Origin of the sequence: Moraxella caviae, assembly GCF_002014985.1 — a bacterium.
Lineage (GTDB): Bacteria > Pseudomonadota > Gammaproteobacteria > Pseudomonadales > Moraxellaceae > Moraxella > Moraxella caviae.
Window position 1 is genome coordinate 116,786 of the sequence record NZ_MUXU01000034.1, and the last position, 25,154, is coordinate 141,939.

18 protein-coding genes are annotated in these 25,154 nt (G+C 49.4%); 8 read left to right on the top strand and 10 right to left on the bottom strand.

Going from position 1 to position 25,154, the window contains the following annotated elements; all coding sequences use genetic code 11:
- The first annotated feature begins 143 nt into the window (after positions 1-143).
- The 6 genes from brnQ to putA all read left to right on the top strand — a co-directional run bounded on the left by brnQ (position 144) and on the right by putA (position 9,580).
- Positions 144-1,439 carry a branched-chain amino acid transport system II carrier protein gene (gene brnQ, locus B0181_RS05480; protein ID WP_078276500.1) on the top strand — a complete coding sequence of 432 codons (1,296 nt, stop codon included), beginning with the start codon at positions 144-146 and terminating at the stop codon, positions 1,437-1,439.
- 470 nt (positions 1,440-1,909) lie between these two features.
- On the top strand, positions 1,910-2,188 hold the full coding sequence (locus tag B0181_RS12255; protein WP_207384385.1) for a hypothetical protein: 279 nt from the start codon (positions 1,910-1,912) through the stop codon (positions 2,186-2,188).
- A complete protein-coding gene (gene nhaC, locus B0181_RS05485; protein ID WP_207384384.1) occupies positions 2,185-3,348 on the top strand; it encodes a Na+/H+ antiporter NhaC in 1,164 nt (387 codons plus the stop codon). The genes B0181_RS12255 and nhaC overlap by 4 nt, the downstream gene beginning before the upstream one ends.
- 10 nt (positions 3,349-3,358) lie before the next feature.
- Positions 3,359-4,552, top strand: a complete 1,194-nt coding sequence (locus tag B0181_RS05490; RefSeq protein WP_078276501.1) for an ornithine--oxo-acid transaminase — start codon at positions 3,359-3,361, stop codon at positions 4,550-4,552.
- Positions 4,553-4,686: 134 nt separating this feature from the next.
- Entirely contained in the window at positions 4,687-5,607 is a 921-nt protein-coding gene (rocF, locus tag B0181_RS05495) for an arginase (RefSeq protein WP_078276502.1), read from the top strand.
- A 382-nt stretch (positions 5,608-5,989) separates the two neighbouring features.
- On the top strand, positions 5,990-9,580 hold the full coding sequence (putA, locus tag B0181_RS05500; RefSeq protein ID WP_078276503.1) for a bifunctional proline dehydrogenase/L-glutamate gamma-semialdehyde dehydrogenase PutA: 3,591 nt from the start codon (positions 5,990-5,992) through the stop codon (positions 9,578-9,580).
- Between the two features lie 192 nt (positions 9,581-9,772).
- Here putA and B0181_RS05505 read toward each other — a convergent pair whose 3' ends face one another.
- From B0181_RS05505 to B0181_RS05550, 10 genes are all read right to left on the bottom strand, one after another.
- Positions 9,773-11,581 (bottom strand): ABC transporter ATP-binding protein, encoded by a 1,809-nt coding sequence (locus tag B0181_RS05505; RefSeq protein ID WP_078276504.1) that lies wholly within the window; start codon positions 11,579-11,581, stop codon positions 9,773-9,775.
- The gene (locus B0181_RS05510; RefSeq protein ID WP_078276505.1) at positions 11,571-12,737 is read right to left on the bottom strand and encodes an ABC transporter permease subunit; all 1,167 of its coding nucleotides are present in this window, start codon (positions 12,735-12,737) and stop codon (positions 11,571-11,573) included. The genes B0181_RS05505 and B0181_RS05510 overlap by 11 nt, the downstream gene beginning before the upstream one ends.
- Before the next feature lie 226 nt (positions 12,738-12,963).
- Positions 12,964-14,043, bottom strand: coding sequence for an ABC transporter permease subunit (locus B0181_RS05515; RefSeq protein WP_133141554.1), 1,080 nt, complete (start codon positions 14,041-14,043; stop codon positions 12,964-12,966).
- A 241-nt stretch (positions 14,044-14,284) separates the two neighbouring features.
- Complete coding sequence (locus B0181_RS05520) at positions 14,285-14,863, bottom strand: manganese efflux pump MntP (protein WP_078276507.1); 579 nt, start codon at positions 14,861-14,863, stop codon at positions 14,285-14,287.
- Between the two features lie 139 nt (positions 14,864-15,002).
- Positions 15,003-15,806, bottom strand: coding sequence for a hydroxyacylglutathione hydrolase (gene gloB / locus B0181_RS05525; protein WP_078276508.1), 804 nt, complete (start codon positions 15,804-15,806; stop codon positions 15,003-15,005).
- Between the two features lie 174 nt (positions 15,807-15,980).
- The gene (locus B0181_RS05530) at positions 15,981-18,077 is read right to left on the bottom strand and encodes an extracellular solute-binding protein (protein ID WP_078276509.1); all 2,097 of its coding nucleotides are present in this window, start codon (positions 18,075-18,077) and stop codon (positions 15,981-15,983) included.
- Positions 18,058-19,140, bottom strand: coding sequence for a 3-phosphoserine/phosphohydroxythreonine transaminase (gene serC, locus B0181_RS05535; protein WP_078276510.1), 1,083 nt, complete (start codon positions 19,138-19,140; stop codon positions 18,058-18,060). The genes B0181_RS05530 and serC overlap by 20 nt, the downstream gene beginning before the upstream one ends.
- 287 nt (positions 19,141-19,427) lie before the next feature.
- The gene (locus tag B0181_RS05540) at positions 19,428-19,913 is read right to left on the bottom strand and encodes a DIP1984 family protein (RefSeq protein ID WP_371829212.1); all 486 of its coding nucleotides are present in this window, start codon (positions 19,911-19,913) and stop codon (positions 19,428-19,430) included.
- A gap of 21 nt (positions 19,914-19,934) precedes the next feature.
- The gene (locus tag B0181_RS05545; RefSeq protein ID WP_078276512.1) at positions 19,935-21,260 is read right to left on the bottom strand and encodes a TIGR03862 family flavoprotein; all 1,326 of its coding nucleotides are present in this window, start codon (positions 21,258-21,260) and stop codon (positions 19,935-19,937) included.
- Positions 21,253-21,963, bottom strand: coding sequence for a class I SAM-dependent methyltransferase (locus B0181_RS05550; protein ID WP_078276523.1), 711 nt, complete (start codon positions 21,961-21,963; stop codon positions 21,253-21,255). The genes B0181_RS05545 and B0181_RS05550 overlap by 8 nt, the downstream gene beginning before the upstream one ends.
- A 346-nt stretch (positions 21,964-22,309) precedes the next feature.
- Here B0181_RS05550 and dnaQ point away from each other — a divergent pair, with 346 nt between their 5' ends.
- Together dnaQ and nudC are read left to right on the top strand one after the other, a co-directional pair.
- Positions 22,310-23,866 (top strand): DNA polymerase III subunit epsilon, encoded by a 1,557-nt coding sequence (dnaQ, locus tag B0181_RS05555; RefSeq protein ID WP_242620177.1) that lies wholly within the window; start codon positions 22,310-22,312, stop codon positions 23,864-23,866.
- A 75-nt stretch (positions 23,867-23,941) separates the two neighbouring features.
- Positions 23,942-24,961: an NAD(+) diphosphatase gene (nudC, locus tag B0181_RS05560; RefSeq protein WP_078276513.1), complete on the top strand. Its 1,020-nt coding sequence runs from the start codon at positions 23,942-23,944 to the stop codon at positions 24,959-24,961.
- The last annotated feature ends 193 nt before the right edge of the window (positions 24,962-25,154 follow it).

Consider the following 25,154-nt stretch of genomic DNA (forward strand, 5'->3'; position numbering starts at 1 on the left):
TGCACCACAATGCGCAGTGAAATTTACACTGACAAAGCAAAGACTGCACACTTTTAAAATAAAGACAGCTAATTTTAAAATTCCTTTCTTGCAATCTTTTTAGCATTCTTATAGTTTTTTAACCTTATAAAGCAGTAACTTTCGTGAATAAAAACACCTTCATCATCGGCTTTATGCTGTTTGCCATCTTTTTTGGGGCTGGCAATTTGATTTTTCCGCCCAAACTTGGGCTTGAAATGGGCAGTGATTTTCTGCCTGCCATCACAGGATTTATCTTGACTGGCGTGGGTTTGCCACTGGCAACCATCGTGATCAGCTCGCTGTTTACTGGCGGTTATAAGCAGGCACTAGACCACATCAGCCCTGCGTTTTCACTTGTGTTTTTGGTGGCGGTGTATTTGGCGCTTGGGCCGGGATTTGGCATTCCACGCACCGCAGCCACCGCTTATGATATGGCGATTACGCCTTTATTGAGCGCGCCAAGCACCTTGATGTCCTTTGGTTTTACGGCACTGTATTTTATCGCCGCCACTTGGCTGTCGCTCAACCCATCAAAAATGGTGGACAGGGTTGGCTCAATCCTGACGCCTGTCTTACTGCTGTTTATTTTTGGCTTGGTGGTGCTTGCTGTGCCACACTTTGCTGGGGTTACGCCTGCCGTCATGCAGCACAGCGCACCGTTTGCCAAAGGCGTGGTGGAAGGCTATTTTACGCTGGATATTCTAGCAGCGATGGCGTTTTCGGTGATTGTCATTTCCGCCATCAAATCCCAAGGCGTATCAGGCAAAGCACTCACTCGCCAAACCACGCAAGCTGGCCTTATTGCAGCGATTTTGCTTGTGTTTGTGTATGCGGCAATCGGCTGGATTGGCAATAAAATGCCTGCTGATACCGCCTTACTTGCCGAAGCCAAAGGACAAAATGTCGGTACGTTCATTTTACACATCGCCACCGAAAAAATCTTTGGCACAGCTGGGCAAAGCGTGCTGGCAATCATTGTTTTGCTGGCGTGTCTGACTTCTGCGGTGGGCTTGATTACCGCCATCAGTCAGTATTTTAGCCAAGTTTTCACACGTTTTTCTTACCGTACTTATGTGTACATCTTTGCACTAATCAGCTTTATTTTGGCGAACCGTGGCTTGGACGCTGTCATCACCACGTCCGTGCCTGTGCTGCTGATTTTATACCCCATCGCCATTACTGTGCTGATTGCCTTGATGGGCGCAAAACTGTGGCGAATGCCTTTGCTGGCGCAGCGTGCGATGATTGCGCTTGTCGTGGTAATTTCCATCATTTCTACTGTGGGCGAAAAACTTGGCATGGCATGGATTGCCGAGCTGCCACTAAAAAGTGCGTCTATGGAATGGCTGCCTTTTGCCATCGTTGGCGCACTGATTGGCTATGCGCTGGCTTGGGTTAGGAAATCTTGGGCGGTGTAGCGTTTGATTTTACGCATTGAAAACACGTTGATTTAGCTAAAACACGTCAATTTGGCGTGTTTTTTTATGGCATTTAATAAGATTGGCGCAGACGCATTTTTCAAGTGCAATTTATCACCAACTCACACATAACTTATCGTTTGCTAATTCATAACTAAAAATTTGTAATTAAGAAACTTTATAAAAATTTTCTATATCTGTCGTAAATTGCCTTGACTATACAATTTTTCTTATTGTAAGATATTTGCTGTTTTTGTGGCGCAGCTGCTATTTTTCAGCATTTATCCATTTAAAAACAAAGATTTGGCAAGCGAAACATCAATCAATACGCCAAATCAATCCAAAAATTAGGACGAATTTAAAAACAGCCAGCGTCAAAATCACTGGCGTTAAAATGATAAAACAGGCTGGATAGCCAAAGGTGCAACTGGAAACGCACAAATAGGAATTTGCTGCATTTTGGAGGACTTATGAATACATATGAGCAGCGATTAAATGATGGAAAAAATCTTAAAAAAGTAAAAATTCACATTCCATTTTTCTACTCTTTTTTGCCAATGCTGGTGATGATTATCGCCATGGCAATCGCAATCATCGGCTTTGAAGCATCGCCACACGTTCCGCTCATCATCGGCGCGGTGGTGGCTGGCGTGATTGCCATGCTGCATGGCTATTCGTGGAGCGCCATTGAAAACGGCGTGTACACAGGGATTCGCATGGCGCTGCCTGCCATCGTGTTATCATCATGATTGGTCTGACGATTGGCTCGTGGATTGGCGGCGGCGTGATTGCCACCATGATTTATTATGGACTGCAAATCATTTCCCCTTCTTTATTTCTCATCACCATTTGCTTGATTTGTGCCATTGTTACAGTTGCCATCGGCAGCTCGTGGTCTACTATGGGTACGCTTGGCGTGGCAGGCATGGGCATTGGTCTTAGCCTTGACATTCCGCCTGCCATGATTGCTGGCGCGGTGGTGTCTGGTGCGTATTTTGGCGACAAACTCTCGCCACTGTCTGACACCACAAACCTAGCCGCTGGTATCACCAACACCGACTTATTTGAGCATATCAAAAATATGCTGGCAACCACCCTGCCTGCCTTTATCATTGCCATGGTGGCGTACTTTGTCATCGGTCAGCAATTTGGCGCACAAGGCAGCGATTTGAGTAAAATTGAAGAAATTTTAACATCTATTGATAAAAACTTCGTCATCTCACCTTGGCTTTTGCTTGTGCCTTTGGCGGTGATTATCTTGGTTGTCAAAAAAGTGCCTGCCCTGCCTGCACTGACCGCAGGTATCGCACTTGGTTTTTTGTGCCACGTCTTTGTACAAGGCGGCGATATGGCAACGGCGGTAAACACTCTACATGACGGCTACAGCATTGAAAGCGGACATGAAATGATTGATACGCTGTTTAACCGCGGCGGCATTGAATCCATGATGTACACCATTTCATTGACGATTGTTGCCATGAGTTTTGGCGGTATCATTGAGCAAACAGGTATGCTGCGCTCGGTGGTGGAGCAAATTTTAAAAGTCGCCAAAACCGCAAAAAGCCTGATTGTGGCGACCATCGGCTCGGCATTTTTAACCAATCTAACCACATCAGAGCAGTACATTTCTATCCTGCTGCCGGGGCGTATGTACGTCAAGGCGTATGAAGAAAAAGAGCTGCACACCAAAAATCTGTCTCGTGCGCTAGAAGATGGTGGTACGATGACATCGGTGCTGATTCCTTGGAATACTTGTGGCGTATTTGCTTTTTCAATGCTGCAAGTCAATCCATTTGAATTTGCGCCTTATGCGATTTTAAACTGGACAACGCCAATTTTGGCAATCATCATGGCATTACTTGGATTTAAAATCACTTATGCCAAAAAATCTCAACCTACCACTGTTTAAGGAGTGAACCATGACTACATCACAACAACTGATCGCCCAAACCGAAAAATACGGCGCAAAAAACTACCTGCCCCTGCCTATCGTCATTAGCAAGGCCAAAGGCATTTGGGTAGAAGACCCAGAAGGCAATCGCTACATGGATATGCTGTCTGCCTACTCAGCGGTGAACCAAGGTCATTGCCACGAAAAAATCATCAACGCCCTAAAAGCGCAAGCCGAACGTGCCACGCTGACGTCTCGTGCGTTTTATAACGACCAACTGGGCGGCTGGTACGAAAAAATCTGCCAACTGTCTGGCAAAACCCACGCCCTGCCAATGAATACAGGCGCAGAAGCGGTAGAAACCGCCATCAAAACCGCACGACGCTGGGGCTATGACGTAAAAGGCGTGGAAGACGGCAAGGCAGAAATCATCGCTTGCTTAGGTAACTTCCACGGCCGCACCATGGGCGCATTATCACTGTCAAGCGATGACGACTACAAGCGCGGCTTTGGCCCAATGCTTGGCGGCATTAAACTTGTGCCTTATGGGGATTTGCAAGCCCTAAAAGACGCCATCACACCAAACACCGTGGCTTTCATCATTGAGCCAATTCAAGGCGAAGCAGGCATTAACATTCCACCGCAAGGCTTTATGAAAGCGGCTTTTGATGTGTGTAAAGACAGCAACGTACTGTTCATTGCTGACGAAATCCAAGCAGGTCTTGGGCGCACTGGCAAAATGTTCGCCTGCGAGCATGAAGGTGTGGTGCCTGATATGTATATCCTAGGCAAAGCCCTAGGCGGCGGCGTTTTCCCAATCTCTTGCGTAGTGGCAAACGAAGACATCTTAGGCGTGTTCAATCCCGGCTCACACGGCTCAACCTTTGGCGGCAACCCACTGGCGTGTGCGGTATCCATCGCTGCGCTTGATGTGCTGATTGACGAAAAACTGTGCGAAAATTCAGCCACACTTGGCAAGTATTTCTTAAACGAGCTTAAAAAGATTGAAAATCCAATCATCAAAGACGTGCGTGGTCGTGGTCTGTTTATTGGTGTGGAACTGAACACCGAAGCACGCCCATATTGCGAGCAACTTAAAGAGCTGGGTCTATTGTGCAAAGAAACGCACGACACCGTGATTCGCTTTGCACCGCCGCTCATCATCACCAAAGAAGAGCTGGATGAAGCCTTGGTGAAAATCCGTCAAGTGCTGGCGGCATAATCATCACGCCAAACCAAAAATAGTCTTGTTCTTACAAGGCTATTTTTGATGGTGGCAAGGCTGTAAACCAAAGGTTTTGTTATAAACTTAAACTCATTTGGCAAACACATTGATTAAAAACAAAAGGACGCATTATGAACATCAATCGCAAAGTTTCCTTGATTGGCGTACCAACGGACGTGGGCGCAGGCGCGCGCGGTGCAAGCATGGGGCCTGAAGCCCTGCGTGTGGCAGGCATTGCCGAGCATCTTGCCAAGCGTGGACTTGACGTAAAAGACTGCGGCAATCTGTCTGGTCCTGTCAATCCGTGGCAGCCGCCTGTCAATGGCTATCGACATTTGCCAGAAAACATCGCTTGGAACCAAGCCACGCATGACGCCGTCTACCAAGAACTAAAAGACGGACGTATGCCCATCATGATGGGCGGCGATCACTCTTTGGCGTTAGGTTCAATTTCTGCTGTGGCAAGATTTTGCCGAGAAACTGGCAAAAAACTGCGCATCTTATGGCTGGACGCACACACCGATTTTAACACCGCCGCCATGACACCATCAGGCAATGTACACGGTATGCCAGTGGCGTCTTTGTGCGGTTTTGGTGATGAAACCATGATTCACATGAGCGGTCATTTTCCTGCCATCACGCCAGATCAAGTTTGCCAAATCGGCATTCGCAGCGTGGACGAAGAAGAAAAAGTGTTCGTCTATGAGCAAGGCGTGGAAATCTACGACATGCGCTATATTGACGAAAATGGCATGAAGCACACCATGCAAAAAGCCCTGCAGGGCTTAGACGATGACACGCATTTACACGTCAGCTTTGATGTGGATTTTCTAGATCCGTCCATTGCGCCTGCGGTTGGCACCACCGTGCTTGGCGGCCCAACCTACCGTGAAGCGCATTTGTGCATGGAGATGATTGCCGACACTTGCCGCATGGCGTCTTTGGACATCGTGGAGCTAAACCCTGCCTTGGACGAACGCAATCGCACCGCTGTGATGGCGGTGGATATGGTGGAATCTTTATTTGGCAAAAGTACACTGGTTCGCAGCTAAGCTGAGTCTTTGCTAAATGTAAAACACCAAGCGATATGGCAAGCTCCCTTGTCGTATCGCTTTTATATAAACGGACAGCCCAGCTTGCATTCAGGTAATTTGCCATCGCATAAACGTATTTGACAGCACCATAACACAAGTCGCCATACAAAACACGCCCAAAGCATTGGTTTTGTAACCAGATGGTGTTATAATGTCGTGTTTTCTTAAAAAACGTATGCTTAGTGTAGCTTAAAGGCAAATTTAGCCCATCAAAGCCTACTTCGCAAAGCGTGCCGTTTTTTAAGTTTTAGGGCAAAACAAAAAACACCTTAATTTTTCAACCAACAATTATTCCAAACTTTTATTTATTGCAAATAAGTTGCTTACAATAAGGAATACCATGTTCGCTTTTTCACACACTCAATCGCCTTTGCGTGATGCCATCACTGCCGCTTATCGCCTTGACGAAACGCTTGCGGTAAAAAACCTAGCAGCCACCCTAGATTTTAGCCAAGAAAGCAAAAACCGCATTGATGATTTGGCGCGCAAACTCATTGGCGCGGTGCGTGCCGATCGCAGCAAATCATCAGGCGTTGATGCCTTGATGCACGAATTTTCATTGTCTAGCGAAGAAGGCATCGCTTTGATGTGTCTTGCCGAAGCACTTTTGCGCATTCCTGATAACGCCACGCGCGACAAGCTCATCAAAGACAAAATGGCTGGCGGCGACTGGAAAAGCCACGTTGGCAACAGCCCATCTATGTTTGTGAACGCTGCCGCTTGGGGCTTGGTATTGACTGGTAAGCTGTCTGCCAAAACGGACGAAAAAACCCTTGGCGCAGCCTTGACCCGCGTGATTCAAAAAGGCGGTGAGCCTTTCATTCGTGGCGGCGTAAACTACGCCATGAAAATGCTGGGCAAGCAATTTGTAACAGGACAAACCATCGGTGAAGCCCTGTCTAACGGCAAAGACCGTGAAAAACTTGGCTATCGTTTTAGCTTTGATATGCTGGGCGAAGCTGCCATGACCGCAGCGGACGCTGACCGCTATTATCAAGATTACGTTACCGCCATTCATGCCATCGGTAAAGACTCTGGCGCGCGTGATGTCTACGACAGCAACGGCATTTCAGTAAAACTTTCTGCCATTCACCCACGCTATTTCCGCGCGCAACACGAGCGTGTGATGAGCGAGCTTTTGCCACGCCTAAAAGCACTATTTATGCTGGCTAAAGAATATAACATCGGTCTAAACATTGACGCTGAAGAAGCCAACCGCCTTGAGCTGTCGCTTGATTTGATGGAAGCCTTGGTGTCAGACCCTGATTTGGCAGGCTTTCACGGCATCGGCTTTGTGGTGCAAGCCTACCAAAAACGTTGCCCTTATGTGATTGATTATCTGATTGACCTAGCTCGCCGCAACAACCAAAAACTGATGATTCGCTTGGTAAAAGGCGCATACTGGGACAGCGAAATCAAATGGGCGCAAGTGGACGGCATGGACGGCTACCCTGTTTACACTCGTAAAGTGCATACAGACGTGTCATACCTTGCGTGCGCGCAAAAACTACTGGCAGCCCAAGACGTGATTTTCCCACAATTTGCCACGCACAATGCCCAAAGTCTGTCTACCATTTACGAGATGGGCAAGGACAAAGACTTTGAATTTCAGTGCTTGCACGGCATGGGCGAAACCTTGTATGACCAAGTGGTTGGCGAGAAAAACCTAGGTCGCCGTGTGCGCATTTATGCGCCTGTTGGCACGCACAAAACTTTGCTTGCCTATTTGGTGCGCCGCCTGCTAGAAAACGGTGCGAACTCATCATTCGTCAATCGCATCGTGGACGAAAACGTCAGCATTGATGAGCTGGTGGTATCGCCGCTTGACAGCATTGATGTCAATAACATCACGCCAAACCCACTCACGCCAAACCCAAGCCATATTTATGCCAATAATCGCCTAAATTCGCGCGGCATTGATCTAAGCAATGAGCACGTTTTGGCGGCACTAGAAGCAGACATGAGCGCAGCAAGCCACATTGAGTTTAATGTGCAATCCATCACGCATTATCCAGCAGCGCACTCACCTGCGCACGCCGTACTAAACCCTGCTGATCACAGCGATGTGGTGGGTCATGTGGCGTTCATCAAACCTGAAGCGGTGGCTGACACCATCAGCACTGCCATCGCCGCCCAAACCAGCTGGCAGCAAACCACGCCAAGCCAGCGTGCTGCGATTTTGCGTAAGTTTGCCGACACGCTAGAATCACAAAAACACATGGCACTACTGATGATGATGGCAGGACGTGAAGCAGGCAAGACCTTGCCAAACGCCATTGCTGAAGTGCGTGAAGCGGTGGATTTTTGTCGTTATTATGCCGATGAAACCGAGCGCCTAAACCTATCTGCACCGCTTGGCACGGTGGTGGCAATCAGCCCTTGGAACTTCCCGCTTGCCATTTTCGTGGGCGAAGTGGTGTCTGCGCTGGCGGCTGGTAATACGGTCGTTGCCAAGCCTGCTGAGCAAACCAGTCTGATTGCGCACCTTGCGGTGTCTTGGCTGCACGAAGCTGGCGTACCGACTGACGTGCTGCAGCTGGTGCTGGGCGCAGGCGATGTGGGCGCAGCCTTGACTGCCGACACTCGCATCAATGGTGTGATTTTCACAGGTTCAACGGACGTTGCCAAGCGCATCAATACCTTGCTTGCCAAGCGTGAAGACAATCCTGTGCTGATCGCCGAAACTGGCGGCATGAACGCCATGATTGTGGACTCTACCGCCCTTGCCGAGCAAGTGTGTACAGACGTGCTGGCTTCTGCCTTTGACTCAGCAGGTCAACGCTGCTCTGCGCTGCGCATTTTGTGCGTACAAGAAGACGTGGCAGATCACATGGTTGAGATGATTAAAGGTGCGATGGACGAGCTGGTGGTGAATAATCCTGCACTGCTTGCCACTGATGTCGGCCCTGTGATTGACAAAGAAGCCCAAGATAATCTAAACAATCACATCAACGCACTTAAACAAATCGCACCATATCATGAAGTGGCGATTAAATCTACTGCCGCAAGCAGCACGTTTGTTGCGCCAATCATGTTTGAATTAAAAGATTTGTCGCAGCTGAAAAAAGAAGTGTTCGGCCCTGTGCTGCACGTTGTGCGTTTTGCTGCGCATGAGCTTGACGATTTGATTGACAACATCAACAGCAAAGGCTTTGCGCTGACGCACGGCATTCACAGCCGCATTGATGGCACGATTGCCCACATTTGCGATCGCATTGAAGCAGGCAACGTCTACATCAACCGCAACATCGTGGGTGCGGTGGTTGGCGTGCAGCCGTTTGGCGGTCATGCGATGAGCGGTACTGGCCCTAAAGCAGGCGGCCCATTCTACTTGCAGCGTCTAAGCACGCTTGACGCTTGGGATTTGCCAGTGCTTGATTATCCTGCGCGCGTGGACGAAGTGTCTTTAAAAGCTGTGCTGGATATGGCAAACGAAATGGGCTTGTCGGATGCAGAATTGAGCGATTTGCAAGCCTGCGCTGACACTGCACGCCAAAACTCGCTAAACCACGCACGCAGCACCCTAGCAGGCCCGACAGGTGAAGCGAACACCTTGTCATGGCACGCACCAAAAGCGGTAACGCTGTACGGCGGCAATCTTGCCAAGGCGACAAACGCACTGGCGGTGCTGGCGGCAAATGGTGTGCAAGCGCACGTTACGCCTGAGCATCCGCTGGCGATTTGGGCGGAGCATTTTGATGATGTGCTGCAAGTCAAAGAACAGCAAGGCGTGGACGCAAACGACATCATCGTAGCACTGTCTGCCATGCCAAGCGCAGAACAAGAGCGTCTGGCTGGCTTAGATGGCGCAATCCGCCGTGTGATTCATGCCGAAAATGGCTTGGATATGGCGCGCCTATACCACGAAGTGAGCCGCAGCCATAACACCACCGCAGCAGGCGGCAACGCAAGCCTAATGGCTTCAGCATAAGCTTGTTTCACCCCACACAAAACACGTCAAATTTGGCGTGTTTTGTTTTTTGGTGGAAGGTTTTGTGGTTTTAAAAATTGATAAGAATAAAAACAGTGGAATGATAGGCTGGTATGAGTGCTTAGGTTAGTGATAGCACAACCCAACATCTTGCAATACAAATTCCTTTTACAAGCAAATCCTAAATACAAACTAATCACCAAACACCTTAAAATCATTCAATCTCACCACACGCCCGCACACCGCCTGCAATACCGCCTTGTCATGGCTGATGACAAGCATTGTCGTGCCAAAGCGTGTGTTGATTTGATAAAGCAGCTTTAGCAAAACGATGGTCGTGTCGGTGTCCAGCATGGAAGTCGGCTCGTCAAGAATCAGCAGTTTTGGCTGCATGAGTAGCGCACGCACAATGGCAAGCCGCTGCTTTTCACCGCCTGAAAAAGTGTGCGGCAAACGTGGTAGCACACTTTCATCAAGCTGAACCAACGCCAAAAGTTCGCTGATTTGCTCCCTGTCAATCGCACGCTTGTTTGCCTGCAAACCTTCAGTCAAACTCTCAAAAATCGTGCGTCTGGGGTTAAAACTTGCGCCCACATTTTGCGAAATGTACTGCACGCTCGGATAATGCGCACGCAGCGCCTTGCCAGCCAAAGGCAAAACCGACACGCCGTCCACCAAAATTTCACCAGATACTTGCGCGCCGCTAAGCCGAGCAATCACCTTGGCAAGGCTGGTTTTGCCTGCACCAGACGCACCCATCAGCCCCACCATCTCGCCACGCATGATTTCAAAACTTATGCCTTGCTTGTCTTGCGGCTGGATTTGCGCTTGATTTTGTGATTGGCTTTGCAATACGTTTTTTGACGATTTATCATCAGAATTTTGGTGGAAAAACCGCCCAAATAACGTGCATTGTTGCTTAAAATACCGCTGCCAATTCTGCCGCCCTATTCCCCAAAAGTCTTTCCATTCCTTTTGCCAAAACCCTTGCTGATGGCGAATGCGTAAATTTCGCACGCTCAGCATGGGCGTAGTTTGCGGCTTGTTATGATGATTGGCTGGCAAATCCTGCGCCATGCGTGATAATTCCATCAAGCCAGTATCGCTTGGCAACTGCGCAGACAAGGTGCTGCCCTGTGGGTGCGCACGCCACGCCAGCACACGATCGCTAATTTTCGCCGCCGCCACATCGTGCGTAATCAGCAAAATACTGCGCCCCTGCTTGGCAAGCGACTGCAAAAGCTCAAGGATTTCATCACGTTTATCATCGTCCAGATTACTGGTCGGCTCATCAGCGATGATTAACACAGGGTCAAGCGCAAGGGTCAGCGCAATGGCAATGCGCTGCGCTTCACCGCCAGACAGCTGGTGCGGCAGGCGTGGCAAATACTCATCTGGCGTGTTTAGTCCCACTTGTGCAAGTAAAGAAATCGCCTTGGCGTGGTAATGTTTTTTGGGTAAATTTAGCCGTGCGAACAGCTTAGCAAATGCCGTGCGCACCGTATGCACAGGGTTTAGCGTGGCGTGCGGCTCTTGGGCGATATAGCCAATCAGCGTGCCACGCACCGCTTGCCATGCGTCATCATTTGGGCAATTAAGCGGCAAGTTAAAGGATTTTTTGTGTAGTTTTTCTAAATTGCCATCGGTAAAATTGGTGTTTTTATTATCAATTTTTTCTAAATTTTGATTTTGCTCTTGATTGGCTTGATGAAGGTGAAAGGTTGCCACACCTGACACTTTTGCACCATCAGCCAAGCCCAGTAACGCATGAGCGGCAAGCGTTTTTCCCACGCCAGATGCGCCCACCCACGCCACAATCTCGCCACAGCCAATCGTAAAAGACACGTCTTGCACACGGCAAATTTTGCTAGGCGTATCTTGTGAATACGCAGTGCTTGGCGTGGTGATGGTCAGATTTTGCACCTGAAGTAGAATGTTTTTTGCAGGATTTACATTTACTTGCATTGGCGAATTTGCCGCAGCGGCTATCTTATCGCTCATCAATCAGCTCCCGCAGTCCATCGCCAATAAACACCAGCAGCGTCAGCACGCCACCAAGCACCGCCACACCCACCAGCAGCAAATGCGGCGAATCCAGATGATTTTTGCCCTGCGCCAAAAGCTCGCCCAAACTTGCCGATGTGGCGGGCAAGCCAAAACCTAAAAAATCCAACGCTGCCAATGCCGAAATGTTCGCCACCATCACAAAAGGCAGCTGCGCACACGCCACCGCCAGCACAGGCGGCAACAGATGGCGCACGGCAATGCGCGTATGCGACACACCAAGATTGCGTGCGGCAAGCGCATAGTCAATATTGCGTAATTGCAACATCTGTACACGCACCACCTGCACCAAACTCACCCACGAAAACGCCAACATGACAGCAAACAGCAGCCACCAAGATGGCGCAAACACGCTGGCAAGCATTGCCAAAATAAACAGCTGCGGCAAGCCAAGCCAAATCTCCAAAAACCGCTGCCCCAGCAAATCCACCGCACCGCCCACATAGCCCATCAGCGTACCAAACGCCACACCAATGCACGCACCAAGCAGCGTCAAAAGCAGCGCAAAACCAAGCGATGTGCGCAGTCCGTACAGCACGCGCGCCAGCACATCTCGCCCCACGCTGTCCGTGCCAAGCCAGTGTGCCTTGCTTGGTGCGCTTGGGTGTAAAACGCCATCTTGAACAGGTGCAATCGTGCCAGCTGCATAAGTGATGGGCGGCATGACAACCCAGCCGTGCTGCGCCAAGTGCGCCATCAATGCAGGGTCAGAAAAATCCGCGCTCGTCTCAAACACGCCGCCAAATGCCGTCTCTGGATAATCACGCCACACAGGGAAAAACCAAGGCGATGAGTTTGACGCAGGTGAATTTGACTGGAAAGACCAAGAAAAAGAGCGGTTTGCCGTTTGTGATGAAGTTTGCTGTAAAAAGTTGTTTACTGGCTGGCTTGCAGGATAATACACCAAAATCGGCTTGTCATTGGCGATGATGGGCGCTGCCAATGCAAGCACACACACCAAGGCGAATAATAGCGCAGAAATTTTGGCGGATTTTTGGCGGGCAAATTTACGCCACAGCACAGACAAACTGCGCCAAAAAGTTTGGCGGTTTTGCTGAAAATCGTAAGAACGGCTGTGCTTGGCGTGGGTCATGCGGTTTTAAAATTCAGAGATTAAAATCGGAAATGAGAAAAGATGGATTAAAAGCAGGCAATGCTAAAATAGACTGACGATAAGCGAGATTTTGATAAGGGCGCGGGTTTTTAACTGCGTTGGCACGATGGGTAAATTGGTTAAAAAAACTTAATAAATAGATGATAACTTTATGGATTTATTATTAAGTATTTTTAAATGGTTTTCATTGATAACAATGGCTTTGTCAGTATTTTTTGGCGAAATTCACACGCGGGTCAATCAGCGCATACAGCAAATCAAACACCAGCTGCACCACCATAGACAGCAGCGTAAACACATACAGCACGCCAAACATCACAGGATAATCTTTGGTGATGATGGCTTCATAGCCAAGCCTCCCCAAACCATCAATGTTAAACACCACTTCCACCAAAAAATTACCCGAAAACAGCACACCCACCACCACAAGCGGCATTTCAGCAACCAATGGCAAAATGGCGTTTTTTAGCAAATGCCCGCGCACCAAGCGCACACCTGTAAACCCACGCGCACGCGCCGCCAGCACATAAGGCGCATTTTGCTGCCCTAAAACGCTAAATTTCACAAGCAGCGCAATCGCCGCCACCAACCCTGCCGCATTGGCAAGCACAGGCAGCGCCAAATGGTGCAGCACGTCCCAAACCTTACCAAGCGTGCTAAGTTCAGCAAAATTTGCCGACATCACGCCCTGCATGGGAAACCACTGCCAAAATCGCCCGCCTGCAAACAGCACCAAAAGCAAAAGTGCCAGCACAAAAGACGGCACAGCGTGCAGCGCAGACAACACAAGTGTGGTCAGCGTGTCAAATTTACTGGCGCGGTTTTGTTTTGGTGCGTTGAACCGACTGTGCGCCTGCCACACGCCCACACTGACGCCCACGCCATACATCAGCACAAGGCTTAGCGCACCCATCAGCAAAGTGATGGGCAGTTTTTGAGCGATGAGCGTTGCCACTTTTTCGCCTTGATAAAACGACTGCCCCAAATCAAACCGCGCATACTGCGACACCATTAGCCAAAAACGCTCAAGCACAGGTTTGTCAAACCCAAAGCGCGCGTTTAGCTCGGCAAGCATATCATCAGACAGCCCATTTGCGCCCTGATAGCGCACGCCGTCCAGCGCAAAACCTTGCCCCAGCGCGCGCTTTTCTTCGGTGATGGCGGCAATGCTCTGCTCCAGCGGTCCAGTCGGCGCAGCCTGAATCAGCGCAAAATTCACCGCCAAAATCACCAATAAAGTCGGCACAAACAGCAAAAGCCGCCCCAGCACATACCGCACAGCCACCCCTAGATTTACTTTAATGATGAATGAAGTTAAACAGCGTCAAATGATGTTAAATAAATAGCATTAAGCAAGCAACGCCAAATTCAGACAAACCTAAATAAAATTAAATGAAAAATCCACACCAAGCGTGCAATTTTTAAAAAATCTTAAAACCAAAAGCAACAAACATCACGCCTGCCCTTTTTGTTTATTTGATACGTCCATTAAACACGCTAATTAAACACGCTAATTAAACACGCCATCAACCCACGTGCGCCCACAAAATAGACACGGCAATCACCAGCAAAACCACGCCGCCAGCAAGCATCGCACGCTTGCCAAAATACGCACCCAAACGATTGCCCAAATACAGCCCAATGGTCGCCATGATGGTGGTCGCCATGCCAATGAGCAATGCCGCAAGCCAAATGTTCACTTCCATAAACGCAAGCGACACACCAACCACCATCGCATCAATGCTGGTGGCAAAGGCGGTCAGCACCAGCAGCCACAGCTTACTCGGTTTTGGCTTGGCGGCTTGGCTTGCACTCACTTCATCTGCCGTATCGCCAGCAAAGGCTTCTTTGATAAAACGCGCGCCCAAAAAAGACAGCAAAACAAAAGCAATCCAGTGATCGTACTGCGCCACCCACGCGCTGGCGGCTGAACCAATCGCCCAGCCGATGACAGGCGTGATGGCTTCGACTGCACCAAACACCGCACCTGCCTTGAGCGATTGCCAAAAATGCGGCTGCCGCTCGGTTGCGCCTTTGGCAAGCGCCACTGCAAAAGCGTCCATAGACATACCAAATGCCAACACCAGCAAAGACAGCAGATTCATACCCAGCCCATTTTATTTTTATTGTTTTGCGCGGTTTTGTGTCGTTTTTACGCACCTTGGCGCACTTTTTGCATATTGTATCACAGCCTGCTTGGCAAATTTAAGCAAGTTTTACCAAGTGCGTTCATTCGGCAATCCATCACGCCTTATTTTTTAGCTCGCGCAAAGCACTAAATACCGACAAAGACGACAAATCTGCCATTTTTAGCCCAGCTTTATTGGCGCGCTCGGCAACTTTTTGCGCCAAATCCGCACTCACATCGTCTTGACAAGCCTGCAAAAAGACGTTGATTTTACGCTCGTTTTTAAGGCTGGTTGGCAAAGATGGCACGCCTTTAGCAAGACTGTCCTGCGTGCGTGTGATGGCAGCTTGAATGTCTTGCGGCTGCTCGGCAAACGCCAAGCCAAAGCGTAAATTGCCCAGTGTGTACTCGTGCGCAGGATAAAACAGCGTGTCGTCAGGCAAACTTGCCAAACGGCGCAAACTTGCGTGCAGCTCGTCCAGCGTCCCTGTAAAAACACGCCCACAGCCGCCGCTAAACAGCGCATCGCCACAAAAAACGTGCTGGCGTACGTCATCGGCAAATTTCGCCACATAGCTTAAATGCGTGTCGGTATGCCCTGCGGTGCGCCACACTTGAAACTCACCAAAACCCTCAAAATTTAGCACATCGCCTTCATCTACACTCACCGTCTGCGCCACGCCATGCGCCTGATGAGCGATGAGCTGCGCTTTAGGATAGGCTGCCAAAAGCTCGCTTGCGCCGCCTGAGTGGTCGTGGTGGTGGTGGGTGATGAGAAGTGCGACAAGCGTTAACTGATTGACTTGTAAAAATTTAAGCACAGGTGTAGCATCGCCTGCGTCAATCACAATGGCTTGATCGCCATTCACCAGCGTCCAAATATAATTATCATCAAAGGCTTTGATGGCGTGAATTTGCATGATTATTTTCCTGATAAAATTGATTTTAGTGATTTAAACAATCGTTCGGGGTGTTAAAGCATCGTTCTTGGTAAGTCTTTTGAATCACAAAAACCGTTCTTGATGAGCCTGTCGAAACATAACGGCTTTTAAACCGCACCCAAATCTTAGTCAAAATTTCAAAAATACGACCGCTCAAGGCGTATCCGCACGATACCAATAATCCAAACCCAAACTTGCCTGCGGTGTGCGTGGCGGTGGCGTGATGTCTTTGTACATGACATAAGTGGCGTTCTCGCCGCCCCACGGAATCATGTATTCGCCCGCCAAAAGCAGCCTGTCAAGCACCTTAGTATAAAGCACGATGTCGGCACGATTATCCGCCGCAATCAGCCGTGCAATCACTTCGTCCACCGCCGCACTTTTTACGCCAATGCTGTTTTGATTGCCTGCTTCATCAGCCGCTGCCGAACCCCACAAATACGCCTGCTCCGCCCCCGGTGAGTTGCCCTGCATAAAGCTGTCCACAATCAAATCATAATCAAAGGCACGCTTGGCGGTGATAAAACTGGCTCGCTCCATGCGCCGTAAGCGTGCGTCTATGCCCAGCCGTGCCAAATTGCGCACAAAAGGCAGCAGCAAAGGCGCATATTCATCACTGTCTAGCAAAATCTCAAAACGCACAGGCACGCCTTTTTTATCCACCAAAACGCTTGGCGTGCTGGCGTTTGGCGGCTTGCCATCTGGCGTTTGGTAGCGAAATCCTGCTTGTAATAACAGCTGCCTTGCCAGCAGTAAATTTTCACGGTGCGAATGTGGCTTGCCGATTTGTAGATAGCTGGGCGTACCCACCAGTGCTGATTTTTCCACATCGTCAAGCGGTAAAGACAGTAAAACTTCACGCTCTTTATCGCTTGGCGCACCTGTTGCTGCCAGTTTTGAGCCATAAAAATAGCTGTTTAGACGCTTGGCATTGACAAACTTCGGCACGCTTTTTGCCCACGACCAATCAAACGCCAAATTCAGCGCACGGCGCACCTTCACATCAGCAAACAGCGCACGGCGTGTGTTCATCACAAGTCCCTGCATCGGCACAGGATTGGTGTTGGTAAAGCTCTGTTTTACCACGCCTTTTGGGGTAGGCAAGGCATTAAACCTAGCAGGACTGCTTTCAATCAATAAATTAAATTGCCCTGCCAAAAACGCTTCGCTCGCCACCGCTTCGTCTTGATAGTATACAAAACGAATGCGCTCAAAATTAAACCTGCCACGATTCGCCATCACGTCCGCCCCCCAATAATTTGGGTCTTTGGTGTATTCCACCAAGCGAGACGGCTCAATTTTCGTCAGCCGATACGCACCGCTGCCCATCAAAGGCGTTAAAGAAACTTTTGTAAAACGTGCGTCAATATCCGCCTTGGCAAATACAGGCATCAGCCCCACATTGGCGAACATTTCAGGGCTGGCATGGTCATGAAAATAAAAAATCACTCGCCCATCATCAAGCGCACGCACCGCACGAATACCTGCCAAAAACCCACGCCAAGACATCAAGCCTTTATCTAAAATCGCTTCAAAAGTCGCCTGCACATCTGCCGCAGTTACCTGTGTGCCGTCCCAAAATCTCGCCTTGGGATTGATGTGATACACCACCCAGCTTGGGTCATTGACATCACGCGTGATGGCGCTGGCAAGCTGCGGATACAGCACAAAGGCTTCGTCCAATGAGCCTGTCATCAAGGTGTCGTAAAGATAATACGTCCCTGCCGCCGCCACGCCATCATCAATAAAAGCATTGGCGCTGTTAAACGCACCTGTCGCTGTCATGGCAAGCGTGCCGCCTTGTGGCGCGTTGGGATTGGCGTAGGGCAAATGCTCGGCATTCTCGTATTCGGCATGATTTTTAATGGCGATGGTGGTCGTGGTGATGACGCTTGGCGCATTCAAATCAGGCACGGTCAAATCAGCCGCAGATGGCTTGTCTTTGGCGGCATTGTCTTGAGCGGCATTGTCTTGGGCGCTATCATTCAAACTGGCAGCTTGAGCGGTTTGGTTGGCGGTTTTCTCGGTGTCGTTCAAAGAATTGCCACACCCTACCAACGCCAAAACGCTGACTGTTAAAATACCAGCCGCACAAGCCGATATACCCAAATTTTTGGCTGAGTTTTGTTTGGCGGTATCGCTTGCCCTGTTTTGTTTGGCGCACAAACGTACAGCGCACAGACATTTACTGTACGCTGTACGGGCAAATCTAGCCTTCATCAACTGCAAATCAGCCGTGGCGTGCTTCAAATTCTTTCATAAACGCCACCAATGCCGCCACTTGCTCTGGCGTGATGGCGTTATAAATGCTCGCACGCATACCACCCACCACACGATGACCTTTTAGGTTTAGTAAGCCCGCCTTTTTGTTTTCTTCCAAGAACAGCTTGTCCAAACCATCGTCCGCCAAGCGAAACGGTACGTTCATGATAGAGCGGTGCTTTGGATTGACGTTATTGCTATAAAAATCACTGCCGTCAATGGCTTCGTACAGCATGGCGGCTTTTTTGCGATTTTGTACGGCAATCGCTTCCACGCCACCTTGCTCCAGCAGCCATTCAAACACCAAGCCAGACAAATACCACGCAAAAGTCGCAGGCGTGTTGAGCATTGAATCGTTGTCAAACTGATTTTTATAATTCATCACATTTGGACAAAATGCACTGGCACGATCCAGCAAATCCTTACGCACGATGACAATCGTCAAACCAGCAGGGCCGATGTTTTTTTGCGCGCCTGCATAAATCAAACCAAAATCATTGACATTCACAGGCTCAGACAAAATGCACGATGAAAAATCCGCCACGATAGGCGCATTCACTTTTGGTGTGTCAAAAATCTGCACGCCATGAATGGTCTCGTTTGGGCAATAATGAAAATACGCTGCATTATCCGACAGCTGCCACTCGCTGACATCTGGCACGTCCGTACCATCACCTGCTGCCACCAAATTCACCTTGCCAAGCCCAAGCGCTGCATAGCGTTCGGCTTCTTTGATCGCCTTTTGCGACCATGCGCCTGTGGTCAGATAATCTGCTGTGCCGCCATTCATCAAATTAAGCGGAATGGCAGAAAATTGCAACGCCGCGCCGCCTTGTAAAAACAGCACCGCATAATCATCGCTGATGCCCATCAGTTTGCGCAAATTGGCTTCGGCACGCTCGGCAACTTCAATATAATCCGCGCTGCGATGGCTGATTTCCATCACCGATGAGCCTTTACCCTGCCAATCAAGCAGCTCACGCTGGGCGCGCTCAAGCACCACGGTTGGCATAGCGGCTGGGCCTGCACAAAAATTCGCAAAACGATTCATAAGTTTTCCTTAATAAATGTGGATAAAAACACAGTAAATTTTCGTTCAATCAACGCTTATTTTTCGTCATAAAAAGATGAGTATGCCGTCAATATCTGGTGATAATAAGTGCTGCGTGCCGATGTAATCAATACAAAGTGCAAGGCGAAATTGTACTGCCATAAGGCATAGCGCGCCCCCACGCTTAGCAAAGTAAAGATGACTTGCTTCGCCCCAAGTCTGGGCTTGATATTCGCCCAACATACTCAAAACTAAAAATATTTAGACAATCTAAATAATAAAACCAATCACTCAGCCCTATTATTCACACGCCCATCATCAATCAAAGACACTTGCCAATTTGCCGCCTGAATCGCCATATTCAGCGCACGCAATTTGACTGCAATGTCGTCCGCTTGCTTTTGCAAGGCTTTGACATCAACCAAAGACTGCCATTTAATTTCGTTACGCCCATAACGCTGGCTTGGCGTGGCAGCTTCAATGGCGCTTAGCAATAATTTGTGCTGCTGCTCGTATTCATCACGCAGTGCCAGTGCCTGCAGCATGGGCTGCCCATCAGCAAGAGTAGCGGTAGCGTTGGTGCGGTGAATTTGATAAATCAGCGCATGCAGCTCACGGCTCACCTGCATCAGCTCAGCCAAAAGCTCGTCAGGTGCTTCGGCAGGCTCGCTGTCTTCTTGCACCAGCACATTGGCGTGCAGGCGTGCTTGCAAAGACTGAAATTTCTTTTGTAAATCGCTGCGGATAATCAGCGCTTCGGCAAGTTTCATCATAAAATCAGATTTAGCTAAATATCAACTTTTCGGTTCAACCGTCAAAAACTGTGCCACATTATGCCCAACTTTGCGCCCCATTGCAAGACACGCCGTCAGCAAATAGCCGCCAGTCGGTGCGTCCCAATCCAGCATTTCGCCAGCACAAAACACAAAAGGATTGCTTTTTAGTTGCAATGCGTCATTCACCGCTGAAAAACGCACGCCGCCGCCTGTGCTGATGGCTTCGTCCATTGGGCGAAATCCTGTGAGTGGTACGGGTAAATTTTTGATGGCGTGGGCGATGTGGCTGCGGTTTGTCCAGCTTTCTTTTGGTACACATTCACGCAAAATCGTGATTTTAACCGCATCCAAGCCCGCCTTTTTTAGGCAAGTGGTGAGTGAGCGTTTTTTGTCTTTTAATGCCGCCAAAATCTCACGCTCGCTGCGCTCTGGCAATAAATCCAGCCACAGCGTGAAGGCAGATTTGCCAGTTTGGCTCGCTTGCTGCGTCTGTCTGAGCGCACGCCCCAGCCGATAAATCACGCCACTTTCTAGCCCATAATGACTCACCACAATATCGCCTATGGCGGTGGTTTCTGGCGTGTTTTGCGGTGTGTTTGCGGTCGGCTGAGCTTTGTGGTGCGTATTTTCCAAGCAAACTTTCGCCTGCACACGTTTTAACGCTTGCCCAAAAATCGGTGCGGCAAAGGGCGACCACGCACAGCACACGCCCACATTGCTGGCGAACAGTGGCGCAAGCTCATCATCAGCAAACCACGCCTGCCATGCGCCATCACTGCCAAGCCGTGCGTACGAACCGCCACCGCACGCTAGGATAATCGCCGAAAAAGTATGCGTTTGGCAAGCGCTCGTCTCGTCCACGATTTCAAGCGTATTGCCACAAATCTTTTGCACACGGTGGCGGTAGAAAAAGCGCACGCCTTGATGATGCAGCCTGCCAAGCCACGCACGCAAAAACTTAGAAGCCTTCATCTCTACAGGAAAAATGCGCCCACTTGAGCCGATATACGTCTGCACGCCCAAGTCGTCAAGCCACGCACGGATTGCGTCTGCGCCAAAATCCGCCACCATCTTGGCAAGTGGCTCGCTTGGTGCATAACGGCTGACAAATTGCTCGCTGGGCTCGGCATGAGAAATGTTTAAGCCTGTCTTGCCTGCCCATAAAATCTTACGCCCTGCACTGGGCATTTGCTCGTACACAAACACACGCACGCCCTTGGCAGACAGCACTTCAGCCGCCATCAGCCCTGCTGCGCCCGCACCCACAATGGCAACGGTTTTATCGTGTGCGCCTGCTTGCAAATCACCACTTGCTCTGGCAGGCGTGTTTTGCCCATCATTCATGCGCACGCTCGTCATCACAGCTGGCATCGCCTTTTGTGCCGTCAAATTCATCAAAACGTGTGCGATAATAATTTGGCTTAAACATCACAAGCTGCTGGCACATCTCGCCGCGCGCCAAATATTTGACTTCAAAATGCGTGCGTGCCGAATTGGCGCTGATTTGCTGCTTTTGATAAGGCAGCAGCCACGTTTGGTTCAGCAAGTTTTCCGCTTCGTCAATGTACTCGGCAATGTTACTTGCCAGCACGATGGGCGCACCTGCTTTGAGCCGTGAAATCAAAAATTCAAAAAACGGCATATTCAGCCAGCGTTGGTTTTTGTTGTGCGGCTCAGGATTGGGGTACAAAATGAACACGCCATCAAGCGAAGCTGGCGGCAAAAAATGTACCGCAAACGCCATCGCATCTGCGTGTACAGCGTCCAAATTTTCAAGGCTTGCAATCGCTGCGTCTTGTTCTGCCACGCCTGCTTTGGTGCGCACCGCTTTGGCAAAGGCGGCGAATTTTTCGCTCGTGCGCTCAGCGGCAATCAAGCGTTTATCAGCGTGTTCACTGGCGAATAATAACGCGTGCTTGCCCTTGCCTGCGCCAATCTCAAAAAACAGCGGTCTTGCGTCCAACGCTGGCAATACGATGTTTTTAGGACGGCTTAATTTGTCAGCGGCAAATTGACGCACAAAACGGTGCGAGACTTTGGCGCTCATTTGCTCGGCGTGATTTGTCAGAGTTTGTGCGGTATCGGCTGGGTTGGCTGCGGTGTTCATAAATTTGGGCGTTTGCGATGTTGTTTAAATTTGGGTTTGAAATTGGGTAAGCTAAATCTCAACATTATAACACAAGACACGCCAACATTTTGTCTTTATCCAAGCAATTTATCCGCCGAATTGTTCGCCAATTTAGCCGCCAAACGCCTGCAGGCTTATCAATGATTTGGCTAAACACAGCAAAATCCACACGCCAACAGCCACACCAAAGCCAACTTTAGCAAGCGCACCAATTCGTGATATAATAGCACTTTAAAGCATTCATCACGACAAACAAACTTAAACCATGACACAATTTATCATCGCCTATACCGATGGCGCGTGCAAAGGCAACGGCAAAAACGCAGCCGCAGCGGGCGGATTTGGCGCACACATTTGCTATCCTAATGGCGACATTGACAACATCTGGGGCGGCGAAGCGGACACCACCAACAACCGCATGGAGCTGCTCGCTGCCATCACCGCCCTTGAAAACACCCCAAAAACCACACCGCTGCAGCTGTGGACGGATTCGGCTTATGTCAAAAACGGCATTACCGAGTGGATTTTTGCTTGGAAAAAGAACAACTGGCGCAAAAAAGACAACAAACCTGTACTCAATGCCGAACTCTGGCAACGCCTTGACGCACTAAGTCTAGGGCGACAAATTGACTGGCAATGGGTGAAAGGACACGCAGGACACGCTGGCAACGAAATGGCGGACGAGCTTGCCAATCGTGGCGCGCTGGGCGCAGGCAGAGAATTTATCGCTCATTTAGCAAACCAAGCAGGCGATGACCACGCAAAAAAGCAGCCTGCGGACGCTGTCAGTAACGTGGCTATGGCAAATCGAGCAGCGGCAAATCAAGCCACGACAGAAACACCAACCACGCACAGCGTACCGCAAATTTTGGCAAATCAAACCAGTGATTTTCATGACGACTACCAAAACGGTTTTCATGCCAATTTTGATGACAATCATGACAATACCAGCAATCACACAAACGATAACACAAACGACCATTTAAACAACACTCCAATCAATCAAAAAACCAACCAACAAAGCAAGCAAGCCATGACCACATTCGCCATCAGCCCTGATAATAACCAAAACCCCAATTATGACGGCAAAACCGACCGCGCCAATCCTGATTTTTGGGCGATTTTGCCAGCGCCAAATCACCGCTACAGCTCCAGTCGACAGCTGATTATGGATACGGAAACCACAGGCTTTGAAGACCAAAATGGCGACCGCATTGTGGAAGTGGGTGTGATTGAGATGATTGGGCGCAGATTTACTGGCAACAAACTGCACGTTTACATCAATCCAGAAAAAACCATGGACGATGAAGTCATCAAAGTTCACGGCATTTCTAATGAATTTTTGACCGACAAGCCAAAATTTGCGGACGTTGCTCAAGCGGTTTATGATTTTATGGTGGACAGCGAAATCATCGCACATAACGCCGCCTTTGATATGCGCTTTTTGAAAATGGAATTTGACAAGGTTGGCTTGACGGATTTTAGCGACCGTGTGCAAGTAACCGACTCGCTCGCCATCGCCAAGCAACTCTATCCGGGGCAAAAAAACTCCCTAGACGCACTGGTGCGCCGCCTTGATGTCGGTAAGCAAGACCGTACCTTCCACGGGGCTTTGCTTGACTCCGAGATTTTGGCAGAAGTGTATTTGGCGATGACAGGCGGGCAAATTGCGCTTGCCATTGACGAAGACGAAAGCGCAAACACCGAAGGCGGCACACGCAAGGCGCACTTTACGCCGCTGCACGAATACGCACATTTGCTCACCGCTTCAGTGGCGGACGCAGACGCAGATGCCGCTTGGCGTGCGCAGGTGCTAAAATAAGTAAACGCACGGCAATTTTGACAGCGTTTTTACACTAAACCTTTGATTTATCACGATATTTACCCATCATCACCCATGAAAAATTCGCCCAAAAAAGCCCTAATCATTCACCGTGAAAGCGTGCTGTGCGCTGATGGTACGCCTGCTTTGTGCAGTATCAGCGAAGAGATTCTCCGCACGAAAAATGACGCAGGATTTGCGGTTAATTTAGGATTTTTTGAAGCGCATGGTGAGAATGCCGATGATAATTCGGTTGATGATTCAGCCAATAACTCAGTTGATAAATCGCACACCAACACAAACCAAACCGCCGCCAGTTGCGGTGCATTGGATGACTGCGATGTGTTTGATGGCATTTCGGCAAATCATCTTTACGTCATTTCTCTGGATTACGCCCTTTCTTGTGGCGTGATTGGACAGCATGGCGATGTGTTTTTAAGCAGCGAATACAAATCGCTGCAACTGGTGGAATATCGCAACTTAGTCAGCCATCACAGCCGCCACGCCAACGAACTCATCAGCCGTGCCATTCAGCTAAGCCTTTGGCAAGCCGACCACCGCTTTTGTTCACGCTGCGCTGCGCCCACACGCAAGCACCATTTTGAGCATGCCATGGTTTGCCCACGCTGCCGCCACCGTGCTTATCCTAGGGTGCAGCCGTGTATCATCGTTGCCATCACACGCACGCACCCCACAGGCGGACAGCCGCAAATTCTTTTGGCGCTGCACCAACGCCACACCGCCACAGGTATGTACGGCTTGGTGGCTGGCTTCGTGGAGGCTGGCGAATCGCTGGAATCTGCGGTGCGCCGTGAAGTCTTGGAAGAAGTTGGGCTGACGATTGACGAGCCACGCTACATCGGCAGCCAGCCTTGGCCTTATCCTACGAACATCATGCTGGGATTTACCGCCAACTGGGCGGGTGGCGAGATTTGCGTGCAGCCCAATGAAATCACCGATGCTAAGTTTTTTGACCTTGACAAACTTCCACGCATTCCTGCGGTGGGGACGATTGCGCATGAGTTGATTGTAAATGTGTTGTCCGCACACGGTGTGGATTTGGCGGATAATCAGCCTGTCAGCCAAACCGATTGATGGTTGTTTATTGATGATTGTTTATTGGCTTGATTTGATATTGCAATTCAACGCTATTTACAGATTAAATTCAGAAAGAAAATTTAATAAATTCAATGGGTTGTAAAATATATTTTTGAAATTTTAGCCGATTTGGCTTACAAACCGCTCTTTTTATTGTTCATTTTTTAAAACGGCTATTTTCAAAATCAGG

Excerpts from the sequence above, each read along its gene's own strand:
- B0181_RS05520 (WP_078276507.1), bottom strand. The coding sequence starts at position 14,863 with ATGAATCTGCTGTCTTTGCTGGTGTTGGCATTTGGTATGTCTATGGAC.
- nudC (WP_078276513.1), top strand. The coding sequence starts at position 23,942 with ATGAAAAATTCGCCCAAAAAAGCCCTAATCATTCACCGTGAAAGCGTG.
- B0181_RS05510 (WP_078276505.1), bottom strand. The coding sequence starts at position 12,737 with ATGACCCACGCCAAGCACAGCCGTTCTTACGATTTTCAGCAAAACCGC.
- B0181_RS05505 (WP_078276504.1), bottom strand. The coding sequence starts at position 11,581 with ATGAGCGATAAGATAGCCGCTGCGGCAAATTCGCCAATGCAAGTAAAT.
- dnaQ (WP_242620177.1), top strand. The coding sequence starts at position 22,310 with ATGACACAATTTATCATCGCCTATACCGATGGCGCGTGCAAAGGCAAC.
- gloB (WP_078276508.1), bottom strand. The coding sequence starts at position 15,806 with ATGCAAATTCACGCCATCAAAGCCTTTGATGATAATTATATTTGGACG.
- serC (WP_078276510.1), bottom strand. The coding sequence starts at position 19,140 with ATGAATCGTTTTGCGAATTTTTGTGCAGGCCCAGCCGCTATGCCAACC.
- B0181_RS12255 (WP_207384385.1), top strand. The coding sequence starts at position 1,910 with ATGAATACATATGAGCAGCGATTAAATGATGGAAAAAATCTTAAAAAA.
- rocF (WP_078276502.1), top strand. The coding sequence starts at position 4,687 with ATGAACATCAATCGCAAAGTTTCCTTGATTGGCGTACCAACGGACGTG.
- B0181_RS05550 (WP_078276523.1), bottom strand. The coding sequence starts at position 21,963 with ATGAGCGCCAAAGTCTCGCACCGTTTTGTGCGTCAATTTGCCGCTGAC.
- B0181_RS05490 (WP_078276501.1), top strand. The coding sequence starts at position 3,359 with ATGACTACATCACAACAACTGATCGCCCAAACCGAAAAATACGGCGCA.
- putA (WP_078276503.1), top strand. The coding sequence starts at position 5,990 with ATGTTCGCTTTTTCACACACTCAATCGCCTTTGCGTGATGCCATCACT.
- nhaC (WP_207384384.1), top strand. The coding sequence starts at position 2,185 with ATGATTGGTCTGACGATTGGCTCGTGGATTGGCGGCGGCGTGATTGCC.
- B0181_RS05540 (WP_371829212.1), bottom strand. The coding sequence starts at position 19,913 with ATGATGAAACTTGCCGAAGCGCTGATTATCCGCAGCGATTTACAAAAG.
- B0181_RS05545 (WP_078276512.1), bottom strand. The coding sequence starts at position 21,260 with ATGAATGATGGGCAAAACACGCCTGCCAGAGCAAGTGGTGATTTGCAA.